The sequence below is a fragment of the Pseudomonas sp. PIC25 genome (assembly GCF_002286785.1).
GTDB lineage: Bacteria > Pseudomonadota > Gammaproteobacteria > Pseudomonadales > Pseudomonadaceae > Pseudomonas_M.
In genome coordinates, this window is record NZ_MUJY01000119.1 from 1 (window position 1) to 14181 (window position 14181).

Consider the following 14181-nt stretch of genomic DNA (forward strand, 5'->3'; position numbering starts at 1 on the left):
ACACACCGCTCGGCTTCTCGCGCAGCAACGTCGAGATCGTGCGGGAGCGCCTCGGCGAAATGGGGCAGGTCTTCGACCGCTTCGTCGAAGTGACGGCGGATACCTTGGCGGCAACCGATCCGGAAGCGGCTCTCCATGCCCGCCAACTGCAGGAAGAGCATTGCCGAGAGGAAATGGAAGAGCTGCTTCTGGCTACCGGGGAAGGGCTGAATCAGATCAGCGAGCTGGTGAAGAGCCTGCGCGACTTCAGTCGCCTCGACCGCAGCAAGAACGACCGCGTCGACCTCAACAAGGGGATCGACGATGTGCTGCGTATCGCCAACAACACCTTGCGCAAGCGCAACGCCCAGGTGCACCGCGATTATGCCGAACTACCCTTGGTGGAATGCGCGCCTTCGCAGATCAATCAGGTCCTGCTCAACCTGATCGTCAATGCGGCACAGGCGCTCCCGGAGCAGGGGGGCAATATCGCCATCGGTACCCGGGTCAACGGACGTTTCATCGAGATCACCGTGGAGGACGATGGTCACGGTATCCCGGCCGATCTGTTGCCGAGAATCTTCGATCCATTCGTCACGACCAAGGAAATAGGCAAGGGGACCGGACTGGGATTGTCCATCGCTTACCAGATCGTCCAAGACCATGGCGGCGCGTTGACGGTTGAGTCGACGCCCGGCACGGGAACCTGTTTCACTCTCAGCTTGCCGGTGACCTGAATATGTCAGCCATCCCTGCGTATGAAATTCCCGAACGGGCGACCGTACTGTTCGTCGACGATGAACGTTATATCCTGATGAGCCTGTCCTCGTTGTTCCGCAGCAGTTACCGGGTGCTGAGCACCACGGACCCGAACGAGGCCCTGGAAATCGTCCGCAGGGAAAAGGTCGATGTCATCGTCAGCGACCAGCGCATGCCCCAGATGCTCGGAGCGGAGCTGTTACGCCGGGTTCGCCGGGTATCTCCCGGAACCATGCGCATCCTGCTGACCGGCTATTCCGACATGTCTTCGGTCATCAGCTCTATCAACGATGGCGAAGTGTTCCGCTTCATCAACAAGCCCTGGTCCAATGACGAAATGCGCATGCTGGTGGCCAGTGCCGTCCAGATTGCGCGCAACACCGTCAATGTTGTCCCTCTGGAAGGTGAAGAAGAACTGGCCGAGGCCACACCGGCGAAGGCATCGCCGATTGACGCGGGGGTGCTGGTGATCGATGACGAAGGGGATCTGGCGGACGTCTGTCGCGACGTCATGGAAAATTCTCCCCGTTGTTTCGTCGTGCGCGACCTGGACAGCGCCTTGCGGGTGCTGGATCGGGAAAACGTCGATGTGGTGGTTTCCGACGTCAGCGTGGCCGGCCAGGACGTCAGCGACTTCGTCAAGGTGCTCAAGGCGATGCATCCGGCGATTTCCACCATCGTCACATCACGCAGCTTGGATTCCAACGTCGCGATCAACCTCATCAACGAGGGGCAGATTTACCGCTATCTCAAGCGCCCCGTGCAGAAAGGAATGATGCGTTTGAGCCTGATGTCGGCTGCGCGCCATGTCAGCAACGTGCGCGCCGTGCCCGAGCTGCAGCAGCGCCATGTGGTCGAGGACATTGGCCAGATTCGCGATCAGAGTCTTTTCCGACGCTTGGTCACGCGTTATTGGCCGTTCCGCAAAGGGGATGCTCCCGACGCCTGAGGGAGCTTTTCGCCAATAAGATCGATTGCCTTTTCCTGCCGAGGTTTCCTATGTCTTCGCCTCGTTTACGCCTTGCCATCGCCGTGGCGCTGTTCAGCCCGCTTTCCTTCGCGATCACCGATGAGGAAGGCACTGCCGGCATGCAATTCAATTTCTCTAATCCCGGGGCGAGGAGCCTGTCCATGGCCGGTGCGTTCGTGGCCTTGGCGGACGATGCCACGGCCGCCTATGCCAACCCGGCTGGTCTCACCCAGTTATCCCGCCGGGAGTTTTCCGCCGAGGGGCGCTACTACGACTACTCCACGCCGCACCTGAGCAATGGACGGTTGCCTACCGACGGGAGCTTCCGGGACGTCTTGTCCTACGGTGCGAGCGATTCTTCCGCCAGCGGGGCGGCCTTCCTGTCAATGGTCTTCCCCTTCGAACAGGCGACCCTGGCGATCTATCGGCACGAGGTCATGGATTTCAATACGCGGTTCGCTTTCGAGACCGAGGGCATCAATCCTGCTGCGTTCAAGAGCGATATTGATTTGAAGGATGTGAGTTACGGCGTCTCGACCGCTGTCGCGCTGGGTGAACGCCTGCGCCTGGGGGCGGGTATCGTCTGGCACGAGTTCTCGATCGATTCGAGAACCGTGCGGGACACCGGCTTCGGTAGCACGAGCATCCAGACGCAGAAAGGCAAGGACCGTGGCCTCGGCTATATCCTGGGAATGCGCTACCTGATTACGGAGGACCTGTCGGTGGGCGCCGTCTACCGACGTTCGCCGCGTCTGCGTTACCAGGCGAGAAACCTTTCCTTCGACCCCAATTTCATCGGTCCGGAACCGGTCGAGTTCATGAGGAAACAAAGCGACTTCGACATTCCCGATGTCTGGGGTGTCGGGTTGAGCTACCGCTTCAACGAAGCCTTCACGGTGAACCTGGATGTCAACCGGATCCGCTATTCACAGCTCACCCGGAACATCACCTCGGCATTCGACGCGACTACTGCAAGCGACGCTCCGCTCTCCACGCTGAAACTGTCGGACGGTACGGAAATCCGCGTCGGCGGCGAATACGTGTTCGTCGACCTCCCCGTGCCTCTGAGCATCCGGGCCGGCGTCTGGCGCGACCCGGAGCACACCATTCACTACCACGGCGACGACCCTGACAGCATCGAGTCGAGGATTTTCTCCGCCCGTACAGGTGACCAGACGCATTACACCTTCGGCATGGGGTTGGCCTTCGAACGATTCTCCATCGATTTCGGCGCCGATCTTTCGAAGTACTACGACACCTATTCCCTGGCTGCCGTCGCCAGGTTCTGACTTCAATCACTCCAACACATAGGTAGCAGTACCGGTATGACTATTCGTTTGCGCCTGGCCATTGCGCTGGCATTGATGAGTTCGAACAGCGCTTTTGCCCTCACCGATGATGAGGGAACCTCGGCGATCCAGTTCAATTTCGCCAATCCAGGTGCGCGCAGCCTGTCGATGGGGGGAGCGTTCGTGGCACTGGCGGACGATGCCACCGCCGCGTATGCGAATCCTGCGGGCTTGACGCAACTATCGCGTCGCGAGCTGTCCGTGGAGGGGCGCTACAACCGGTATTCCACGCCACACCTCAGCGATGTCGAGGAGGCCTCTGACGGGAGCTTCGAGACCACATCCTTTCACGACGAGGCCCGTTCATCCACCAGCGGCGCCTCCTTCCTGTCCGCCGTCTTCCCGTTCGAACATGCAACGGTGGCCCTGTACCGTCATGAGCTGATGAACTTCAAGACGCGGTTCGATTACCAGCCCGAAGACGCTTTTCTGTTTCCCTTCCACAGCCGTGCCGATTTGAAGGACGTGGCCTATGGCGTGTCGGTCGGCTGGGCGGTGGGAGAGCACTTGCGCCTGGGCGCCGGCATCGCCTGGCATGACTTCGAACTCGAATCGCTGACCACGCGTGACGCCGATAACGGTGTCACTACCCGCCAGCAACAGAGCGGCTCGGACCATGGCTTCGGCTATACCCTTGGTCTTCGTTATCTCGTCACCGACGACCTGTCTTTGGGGATGGTGTATCGGAGGTCGCCACGCTTCCATTACAAGGTCACTGCGAGCACCGATGAAGCCAACCCTGGGGGCGAACAGGTTGCGTTCGTGAACAAGCAAAGCGATTTCGATATCCCGGACGTACTGGGCGTAGGTATCAGTTACCGAATCACTCCGGCTTTCACGCTCAATTTCGATGTGAACAGGGTTCGATATTCGCAACTGACCGACAACATCAGTTCCCGCTTCGCGCCGGAAGGGGCCGATCAGACCGAGGATGGCGATCCGGCATTGCTCAAGTTGCGCGACGGAACCGAGGTCCGCTTCGGAGGTGAATATGTCTTCATCGACATGCCGGTTCCCTTGAGTCTCCGCGCCGGGGTCTGGCGCGACCCGGAGCACACGCTCCACTACCGTGGCGACGATCCGTTCGATGGTAACGCCGAAGCGTTCTCGGCGAGAACGGGCGATCAGACCCACTACACCTTCGGTCTCGGTCTGGCCTTCGAACAGTTCTCCGTCGACTTCGGTGCGGACCTCTCGAAGTACTACGACACCTTCTCATTGGCTGCGGTTGCCCGCTTCTGATCGATGATCCCTGCCCATCATGAATAATCGCTTGCGCTTGGCCATTGCGCTGGTATTGAGCAGCTCGGGAAGTGCTCACGCCATTACGGATGAGGAAGGGACCTCGGGTATCCAGTTCAATTTTTCCAATCCGGGGGCGCGTAGCTTGTCGATGGGCGGGGCCTTCGTGGCCCTGGCGGACGATGCGACAGCAGCCTACGCCAACCCGGCAGGCCTGGTACAACTGACGCGTCGGGAGTTTTCCGCCGAGGGGCGTTATTACCGCTATTCCACGCCTTATCTGCGCGGTTTGTCATTTGCTGATGGAGGGAACTTCTTCGAGCCCAACTACCAACTCGCTCATGACACATCGGACTCCAGTGCGCGTGGCGTCTCTTTCCTTTCGGCGGTGTTTCCTTTCGAAGCCGCGACGGTTGCCTTCTACCGCCACGAGCAGATGGATTTCAACACCCGGTTCGATTTCATTTCCGATGACTTTGCATTGTTCCCCTTCTCCAGTCGCATCAAGCTGAGCGACGTCAGCTATGGCACCTCCGTGGGTTTTGCCATCGGCGAGCGTTTACGCTTGGGAGCGGGTATCGCCTGGCACGAATTCGAGATCGACTCCGCAACGACTCGGGACGTGGGCGGCGGTGTAGTCGCCCGGCAATCGCAGAAGGGCAAGGACCATGGCTTTGGCTATATCCTGGGGCTGCGCTACCTGCTAACGGATCAGCTTGCCGTCGGCGCAGTGTACCGACGCTCGCCGCGGCTTTATTACGATGCCGTTGCCAGCGACGATTTCGAAACCCCGGGCCAACAAGTCGCCTGGTTGCGCAAGCGAAGCGATTTCGACATTCCCGATGTGGTGGGGGTCGGTTTCAGCTATCGCGTCAATGACGCCCTTACGTTGAATCTTGACGTCAACCGCGTGCTGTATTCGCAACTGACCCACAACATCAGTTCTGCATTCGCGGCCGAGGGCGAGGATCAGAACTCAGATGGAGACCTTTCGCAGCTGAAGCTTCGCGACGGCACGGAAATCCGCTTCGGTGGCGAATATGTCTTCTTCGACCTGCCTCTTCCTGTCAGCCTGCGTGCCGGCGTCTGGCGGGACCCGGAGCACACCATGCGCTACCGCGACGAGAACTCCCAGGACGCAAATGCCCTGATCTTCTCCGCCAGAACAGGCGACCAGACCCACTACACCTTCGGTCTCGGTCTGGCCTTCGAACAGTTCTCCGTCGACTTCGGCGCGGACTTCTCGAAGTACTACGACACCTTCTCCCTGGCCGCGGTGGCGCGCTTCTAGCGCGTCCGAACGAATGGCCGTTCCTCACCCCGATTCTGGAGTGTCGCTGTGACTGAACAATCCCTGGAGAAACGATCCATCAGCCGCCTGGTGAGTCTGCAACATGAGCCGGATGGATCGTTGTTCGTGCTTTCCGTCGCTGGGCGGAGCAAGGGACCTGTCATGGCCCGTTTCGTCCGGGAAACCGAACTGTTACATCAGGCACGGCACCCCAATCTGCTACGCGGCGTTCAAGAGGGGGCCGAGCACAATCGGAAGGCCGAACCCCTGAGCGCATGTTGGCCCGGCGATGCGGGATGGTTGTCCACGCTATCGCTTCGTCAGCGTTTGCGGCTGTTCGCAGAAATCGCCTCGGCGGTTGGCGGTCTGCACCGTGCCGGTGTCGTCTACAGCGTCCTGCATCCGGACCGCATCGGCATCCGGGCCAATGGCGAAGCTGTCCTGCTGGACCTCGGTATGACCTGGATGGGGGGCTCGGTTCGAGGGGGAGGGGATGCGCTCGATTACTGTGCGCCGGAGTGTTTTTCCAATCGCGTTCCGGATACACGAGCGGACATCTATAGCCTCGGCCTTCTGTTGCATTACCTGCTTACAGGCGAGCCACCATCATCTCGAAGCCGGAGCGGGCAAGCTGCGCGGCTGCCGGCCTTGCCCGACAGCCTTGCCGATCTACAGCCGCTCCTGACGTTGATGCTGGTGGACCAGCCGACACAGCGGCCGAGCAGCGTGACCATGTTGCTGGACCAGCTCAATGCCTTGGTGATGCGTTCATCACGCTTGGCCGCAAGGCTGGAGGCCGACCGGGATATCGGCGAATTGCCGTTCGAGCGCCTGCTGACCCCGTTGTCCGCCTTGTCGCAACGTCCTGCTCTGGCGGCCAGCACGGGGGTGCAGGCGGACAGCATCGAGGCTGGTCGCTGGGACATCCCCGCCGGTACCGGCCGCTGGAGCCTGTGGTCGCTGGGCCTGGGGATTCCGGTGATTTGCGGCGTGGCCTTGTTGTTCTGGCTGCAGACCCGGCCGGAGCAGGAGCTGGGCCTGATCGAGAAGCTGGTGCTGCGCGCAGATACCCAGCTCAAGGAAGGCAAGTTGTTGCTCCCCGCCGAGGACAACGCGCTGGATACCTTGCGTACCTTGCGCATCGCCGATCCGGACAACGGTAAATTGCCGGCACTTTCAGAGCGAATCGAAGAGGGCGCCAGCCAATCAGTGCTGGAGGCGCTTCGCCAAGGCCGGTTGGATGAGGCGGATCTGGCGTTGAGTCGTGCGATCCGGGCCTTTCCCGACGATCCGAAACTGGTGGCTTTGTCGGGAACTCTGGCGCAGGCACGGCGCGAGGCCGAGGAACGGGATCGTCTGAACCGTCTTTTCGCGAAGATCGACGAACGTCTGGCAGGAGGCCTGGATACCCTCGAAAAAACCGATTCGATCATTGCTCTTTTACGGCGGGCGCAGGACATGGCCGGCGAAAATGTCGGCGTGGCGGAGCGCAGGTTGCGGCTGGAAGAAATTCTCGCGGGGCAGGCCAGGACCGAGTTGAAAAACGAGCACCTGGAACAGGCCAAGGAGAGCATGGACCGGCTGCGCGACCTGGCGCCAGCCAGTACGTCCCTGACCATGCTGGAGGCGGAATACCGCAGGTTGCTGGGGGCCGAGGCGCATCGCAAGCAGCTAGCCAGGCTGTTGAAGGATGCGGCGGAGGCGGAAAAGGCTGGCGTCGACAGACCGGCGGGATTGCGACGCGCGCTTGAGGCCTATCTGCAGGTGCTGCGCCTGGAACCGGACGATGCCACGGCCAAGGAGCGTGTGCAGGGATTGGGGGATATTGCCCTGAACGGTACACGTAGGGCTGTCGAGAGGGAGGACTGGGAGCAGGCGAAGGACTACCTCGCGCTGGGCTATCGTGCTCTGCCCCGAAACAGCGACCTGGCGACTCTGGACGCACGGATCGCCCTGGGCGCGCGGGAGCAGACCGCTGAAATACGCAAACTGCTCGATCAGGCCGACCTGGCTCTGCGTCGTGGCAACTATTTCACTCCCCAAGGCCGGAGCGCCTGGGATCTTTACCAGAGCGTGGGGGCGTATCCGCAGGCGCAGGAGGAAGTGCACGACGGACTGCGCCGGTTGCGCGCCGCTGTACTGAAGGAAGTGGACAATTTGATGGCACAGCGCCGTTATGACGACGCCGGAACCCTGGTCGAACGCGCCCGCCAGCATATCGCCAACGATGCCGAACTGGGGCGGCGCAAGCTGACCCTGACCTCCATTCTCGAACAGCGCTCGACCAACAGTGCGGTGGCCGATGGGTTCCTGGCGATCAACGCCATCCCGTGGGCGCATATCCATTCGGTCAGACAGGTGGGAAGCCGCCAGCGTATCGCCCTCGAGAAAGATGCCACGACACCGCTCCGTTTGAAGGTTCCGGCAGGAGATTATTTGATCGAACTCCGCAATCCGGATGATGGCCAGTTGCGTGAAATCCGTGCCAGGGTACAGTCTGGGCAGGGCACCAACGTCAGCGTGAACCTGCGCGGCGATCGATAACGGTTTGGAGATGAGTTTGGCATGACTGTACGAGCGAGAAGGAGAGCTGTTGTCTGTGCTCCGCACGCCGGGCGTCGATGGTTGTTTCTGCTGGCCCTGACGGCTACGAGCCCCGTGTGGGCTTCGTTGGGAAAGGACTATGACACTGCCATTCTGCAGATCGAGCGGAAGAACTATGGAAAGGCGATTCCGCTGTTGGAAGAGGTGATCAGCGAAGTACCGGCTTCGTTACCCCGCATTCGCCTGTACGGCATGCGCTTCGCGTCCTATACGCCGCATTACTACCTCGGGCTGGCGCACTACCGCTTGGGGAACTGCGAAGAGGCCCTGAATAGTTGGGCGGATGAAGCGCGTTTCAAAGTTTTGTCCGGCGAAAACGCCGAGAGCATGGCCAGCGGCAAGGCGGATTGCGAGGCCAGATTGGTTCAGGCTGGAAAGGCATTGCCTGCTTCCGATGCAGGTATCGCCGACAACGGCAACATGAACGATGCAGCTTTGCGGGAAGTCGTCGACGCCTTCTTCAACGGATCTTACGAGCAGGTCGCTCGTTTCGACCCCATGACGCTGGGTGATCCGGTGTCCCGTGGCCAAGCCTGGATCTATCGCGCAGCCAGCCAGTACACCCTGTATGTCCTGGGTGGGGAGGCCGATGGAAAGAGCCTGTCCGATGTACGCAGCAGCCTGGCGAACGCACGCTCTTCGGATCCTGACCTGGTTATCGATCGAAACCAGTTTTCCCCAAAATTCCTCAAGTTGATGGACCAGGGCGCCATTCGCTGAGCGCCTCCTCTATTCATGAGTGGCCCCCTGTTCCGTATGACGGACAGGGGGCTCATTCATTCAGCGATTACGCATCAGTTCACGAACCAGGCGACCCGAGTCGCTGAGCTGTTGGCTCGTCCAGCCGCCGGTGGCACTGGCACCGGACGCCAAGGCTGCAGAACTTTCCCCTTTGTCGGAAAGGTTCCAGTTGACCCAGCCCATCGCACGCTGATTGAGGAAGTTGATCCAGGTACGGGTTTCGTTGGCATAGACGCCGCCACCACCGCTGGCCTGGGATGCGCCCCATTCGCTGACGAAGATGGCGGCGCCCTTGTTGCGGGCATAGTCGATGCGATCCCGCAGCTCCTGGCCGTGCGTGCCGGCATAGAAGTGTAGCGTGTACATGACGTTCGGGTCCTTCAGCGGATTGTCGGCCGCCTGATGGATATCCTGGCTCCAGGTTCCGGTGCCGACCAGGACCACGTTGTCCGGATCGATCTGGCGGATCGCGTTGATCACATCCACGGCATAGGGACGGATATGGTCGTTCCAGTTGGCATAGCCGTTGGGTTCGTTGGCGATCTCATAGATCACGTTCGGACGATTCCCGTAACGGGTGGCCATTTCGCGGAAGAAGTCGATCGCCTGGGTCTTGTAGATGTTGGGATCGTTGTCGTTGAGGATGTGCCAGTCGATGATCACGTACATGTCGTTCTGGATGGCCGCATCGACGATCTCGATCACCTTGTCCTTCACCGACGGGTTGGAAATGTAGCCACCATCGGCGGTATACATCGCCGCCCGGACGACGTTGGCTTTCCAGTCGTCGCGCAGCCACTTGATGCTGCTGGCGTTCATCAGATGGCCAAACCACTGGAGGCCATGGGAGCTCATGCCGGCCAACTGGATCGGCTGCCCGGCAGCGTTGACCAGATTGACGCCGCTGACCCGTAGTTGGCCGTTCTGGGCGACCAGTGCATTGCTGGTCGGGGTGGTGGTATCGGTGGTTTCATCGTTCCCGGTGTCGCCCGACGCCGTGACGCTCACCGACTTGACCAGCAGGTTGCGGTCCTCGCCATTGATGATCGCGTCATTGGTGAAGGCGACGCGCACCGTCTGGCTGCCGGTCTTGCCGGTAGCATCGAGGTTGTAGTTCTTCCAGTCGCTGCTGTTGACCGTGAAGCTGCCTACCTGGGTGCCGCCGACGCTGACGGTCATGGTCGGCCAGACGCCGCCGGCCACTTCACCCTTGGCCATGACGCTCAGGCTGCTGGGATTGCTGAAGGCGAAGCTCTGCTCGATGTAGCCATCCGACCAGATGTTCCAGCTATCCTCCGCACCGGCACCGCCCGTGGATTTGCTGGCGAAGCTGATGCCGTTGACCGTGGTCGTCTGGCTGTCGCTGGTTGCCGTTCCACCGGTGGAAGCTCCGTCATCCATGCGGGTGAAGACCCACTTCTGGTTGTTGCCGCCGTGGCAGGTCCAGAGAAGCAGGTTGGCCCCGTCGTTCATGCTGGCGCCGGCCACGTCCACGCACAGCCCCGTGGCATGGCGCGGTCGGATTTCATGGCCGCCGCTGACAGAGCGGACTTCCCATTGCTGGTGCGCAGTACCGGACCAAGATGCCTGTTCCAGGTTGGTGCCCTTGACCGTGCCGGCGCCGGCGGCGCTCAGCGACATCATGGTGTGGCGAGGCTGGATGCTGTAGGCGTCGTTACCCAGGTCGGTGACCAGGAAGCGCTGGTTGTTCGCTCCAGACCAGCAGTTGTACTGCTGGACGTTGGCGCCGTTGTGTTCGCCGGCGACGTCGATGCATTTGCCGCTCTGGACCGACTTGATCATGTATTCGCCGGAAGTGATCGGACCCGCAAGGCCGGTCATGGCATAGAGCCCGGCCAGGCCGGCGAGCGACCATTGCGCCAGTCTGGAACCGATTGGCAAGGTGGTGGGATTCATGTGGTAAAGCTCCTTTGAATTTCCCGATGGAGAGCTGTTGTTCGTCCATGCCAGATGACGTAGCCGCGACCCGCTGGCGCTGGAGAAGATGCAGCGCGGAATTTTGCGGGGCGCACCTTAACAAGCGAGGTTTTCAATCTGCTGTGGTACACCGCACGCATTGTCGCAATGCGAAAAAGTTCCTTGCCACATATATGAGATAGTCGGTGGTTAGACGTCGCCTTGCGATATCAATCGCAAATTCATGTGCCTGTTCGGACGAGCGGTTCATTCATCCTCCCTGTCGTTTATTAATTCAGTCTACCCGGCGTTAACAAGGCGATTGTTCAAGTTTGAGGCATTCAGTAGGGCAATTATGAGGATTGGTCTGATTGAGGTAGGAATATTCTTATTTCTGTCGGTGGCTCCATATGTTTCCTGAGAAGGGAGGGGCGAGGTCGGCAATGCCCTGGCGAAGCGCACCATGAGGGGTTTCTTATGGTGGGGTCATCCACGCTTACGGCTAATTCAGATTATCCCGATTGTGGCTATATGCCCTTCCGAATAGTCTGCCATCCCGCTTCATGAAGCTGTAACTAAAAGTGTGGGTGCCCTGGATGCGTCGTTTATTGTTCGGTCTGTTGATTGGCTCAAGTCCGTTGTTCGCACAGGCTGAGGTCGTGCATGTCTATAACTGGAACGATTACATCGCTCCTCAGGTACTGGAAGATTTCGAACGGCTGACGGGCGTTCATGTCGACTACCATACCTACGACTCGACGGAAGAGCTGGAGAAGCAGCTCGAAAGCGGGGAGCCGATAGATGTGGCGGTGCCTTCCCATGATTCGTTGCCCGGCCTGATCGGTACTGGGCGTCTGCAGCGTCTCGACGAATCGCTTTTGCCGAATGCCGTGCACCTCGATCGGACGCTGCAACAGAAGCTGGCCGCCTACGATTCCGGCAATCGTTATGCGGTGCCCTATCTATGGGGGGCCGCAGGATTGGCCATCAATACGCCGAGAGCGGAGCAGGCATTCGGTGGGCCGCTGCCGAACAGCTGGAGCCTGTTGTTCGACCCGGAGCAGAGCGGCCGGTTGAGCACCTGCGGCATGAGCGTGCTCGATGCTCCTGACGAAACGCTGTCGGTCCTGATGAGCTACCGCGGCCGGACACTCTCACGCAGCGGCGCCCATCAACTGGGACGCGCCGCCGAGATTCTTGGCCAGCTGCGCCCCAACCTGCGCTACGTCGACAGCGAGCGCTACATCGAAGATCTGAAATCGGGAGAACTCTGTGTCGCCATGGCTTGGGTGGGCGATGCGTTGGCCGCTGCGGCAGCCGGGCAACCCGTGGTGTTCATGATTCCCGAAGAGGGCTCGTTCTCGTTCATCGACAGCATGGTGATACCGGCTGGTGGTCGCTCGGCCTTGGCCCATCAGTTCATCAACTACATCCTGGAGCCCAAGGTCGCCGCTCTGATCACGACGGAGACGTTCTATCCCAACGGCAACGCCTCTTCCAGAGATTTCATCGACGAGGCGCTACGGGCACAGCCCGGCTTGTATCCGGACCGGAGCACCAGACGCCGGCTCTCCATGCTGGACCCATTGCCGGAGAAGGTCGCCGGCTACCGCGACAAGGTCTGGGCGCACTTCCGGGATGGGTTGCCGCCCATTGGTGCTCACGAGCTAGAACACTTTCAGGACTGAATGTCCCATCTCCAGGGAGGCGGTTCCCGCCTCCTTCTTGAGACAGCCGTCTCACCTGCCGCTGCGCCTTTCCTCATTATCCTTTGACTCGCCTCGGCACCGACCGTTTCTGATTGCTTCATCCGGCAGAGGTTTGCTTATGAAGCATCTGAGATTCGTTGGTCAATTGTGAGTGTGCGTAGTTCCGTGGCCGGATGCTTTTTACTATCCAGATATCCAATTGGATATATACCAATGTCTAATTGGCTATTTGTCTTTTCCATTGTTTTTGTCTGGTCTTATCGGAGTTTGGATGAGGCGCAAGTAAGGAAAGTCCGGTTTTTCTTACTTGTGCATAGCGGAAAAACTACATCTTGTTCCGTATGCCGTGGATGGCCACTTAGTGTCACATTCGTGCAACCCAACAAGTGCAACAAGTTTCACAAAATAGCGCCTTTGCGTGACATGTTCCCGCTTATTGAACGATCCAGTTGACGGAAAGTTATGGCTCCAGCAGCGTGATAAAACACGTAGCAAGTTGTTTCAGCCCAATTACAAACACCGTGTTTTGCGATGGCAGGAGTGCATATGAGTGACGGGATGAAAGGAGCGACAGTTGCCTCTGGCTTTCTGGAACGCAGCCAACCGTGCTCGACTGGTCAGTTGCCAAAAGGCCAGCCAGAGGGATTGGATTTATTCGGGTCACTGGAGCCGTTCATTCGAACAGCAGCCCCGTTAAGGATCGATATGGTTCTGGTCGGCGAGACCGGTACCGGCAAGGATACGCTGGCACGCCGCATCCACGAGCTGTCGGGTTGCAAAGGGCGGTTGGTCGCAGTCAACTGCGCGGCAGTACCCGAGTCGTTGGCGGAAAGCGAACTGTTCGGCGTCATGCCGGGCGCCTACACCAGTGCTACCCGGGCCCGGGCCGGCTACATCGAAGCCGCCGACAAGGGCACCCTGTATCTCGACGAGATCGACAGCATGCCGTTGTCTCTGCAGGCGAAGCTCCTGCGTGTCCTCGAGGGGCGGGGTGTCGAGCGGCTGGGTTCGACCGAGTTCCTGCCGCTGGACCTGCGCATCATCGCAGCCTGCCAGACGCCGTTGGAGCAGTTGGTCGAGCAGGGGAAATTTCGGCGCGACCTGTTCTTTCGCCTGAACGTGGTGAAGATGGAGTTGCCGTCGCTGCGCTCCCGCCCGCAATTGATCGCACCCTTGTTCCGCCAATTCGTCCAGGACGCGGCCAGGCGGATGAAAATGACGCCCCCCGAGGCGGACCCGGGCTGCATGAGCGAACTGCTCGGCTATCGCTGGCCGGGTAACGTCCGTGAGCTGCGCGCCGCCGCCGAGCGTTTCGTGCTTGGCTTGCCTCCTTTGGGAGGCGGGCAGGGCGGTAGGGACGGGCGGATGCTGCTCAAGGACCAACTGCGTCATATCGAGAAGATTCTGATCCAGGATTGCATGCATCGTCATGCCAAGTGCATCGACTCCATGGTCTGCGAACTGGGTATTCCCAAGCGGACGCTGTATCACCGTATGAAGGTGTTGAATATCCAGGGTTGTGAAGGAACCTTTTTGCAGTAGGTTCCACTCATTAATCGAACATCAACACGATGTTTAATTCCTCAATCATCGGAGACGAATCATGGCTATCAACTCTAC

10 protein-coding genes are annotated in these 14181 nt (G+C 59.7%); 9 read left to right on the forward strand and 1 reads right to left on the reverse strand.

Going from position 1 to position 14181, the window contains the following annotated elements; translation table 11 throughout:
- The 7 genes from BZL41_RS14420 to BZL41_RS14450 all read left to right on the forward strand — a co-directional run.
- Nucleotides 1-716 (forward strand): sensor histidine kinase (locus BZL41_RS14420; protein ID WP_256578159.1); only part of this gene is annotated, 716 nt, incomplete at its 5' end.
- Between the two features lie 2 nt (nt 717-718).
- Nucleotides 719-1687, forward strand: a complete 969-nt coding sequence (locus tag BZL41_RS14425) for a response regulator (protein ID WP_095599934.1) — start codon at nt 719-721, stop codon at nt 1685-1687.
- An 83-nt stretch (nt 1688-1770) separates the two neighbouring features.
- Entirely contained in the window at nt 1771-2997 is a 1227-nt protein-coding gene (locus BZL41_RS14430; RefSeq protein WP_168191004.1) for an OmpP1/FadL family transporter, read from the forward strand.
- A gap of 36 nt (nt 2998-3033) precedes the next feature.
- Nucleotides 3034-4299: an OmpP1/FadL family transporter gene (locus BZL41_RS14435; RefSeq protein ID WP_095599936.1), complete on the forward strand. Its 1266-nt coding sequence runs from the start codon at nt 3034-3036 to the stop codon at nt 4297-4299.
- A 19-nt stretch (nt 4300-4318) separates the two neighbouring features.
- Entirely contained in the window at nt 4319-5590 is a 1272-nt protein-coding gene (locus BZL41_RS14440; RefSeq protein WP_095599937.1) for an OmpP1/FadL family transporter, read from the forward strand.
- Nucleotides 5591-5638: 48 nt separating this feature from the next.
- Nucleotides 5639-8134, forward strand: coding sequence for a hypothetical protein (locus BZL41_RS14445; protein WP_143518089.1), 2496 nt, complete (start codon nt 5639-5641; stop codon nt 8132-8134).
- A gap of 81 nt (nt 8135-8215) precedes the next feature.
- Complete coding sequence (locus BZL41_RS14450) at nt 8216-8914, forward strand: hypothetical protein (protein WP_143518090.1); 699 nt, start codon at nt 8216-8218, stop codon at nt 8912-8914.
- A gap of 60 nt (nt 8915-8974) precedes the next feature.
- Here the strand turns inward: BZL41_RS14450 and BZL41_RS29280 are convergent, their stop codons facing one another.
- A complete protein-coding gene (locus tag BZL41_RS29280) occupies nt 8975-10852 on the reverse strand; it encodes a cellulase family glycosylhydrolase (protein WP_095599940.1) in 1878 nt (625 codons plus the stop codon).
- A gap of 596 nt (nt 10853-11448) precedes the next feature.
- Between BZL41_RS29280 and BZL41_RS14460 the strand changes: the two genes are divergently transcribed.
- Both BZL41_RS14460 and BZL41_RS14465 read left to right on the forward strand, forming a co-directional pair.
- On the forward strand, nt 11449-12540 hold the full coding sequence (locus tag BZL41_RS14460; protein WP_095599941.1) for an extracellular solute-binding protein: 1092 nt from the start codon (nt 11449-11451) through the stop codon (nt 12538-12540).
- Nucleotides 12541-13206: 666 nt separating this feature from the next.
- Nucleotides 13207-14103, forward strand: a complete 897-nt coding sequence (locus BZL41_RS14465; RefSeq protein ID WP_371916530.1) for a sigma 54-interacting transcriptional regulator — start codon at nt 13207-13209, stop codon at nt 14101-14103.
- Nucleotides 14104-14181: the final 78 nt, after the last annotated feature.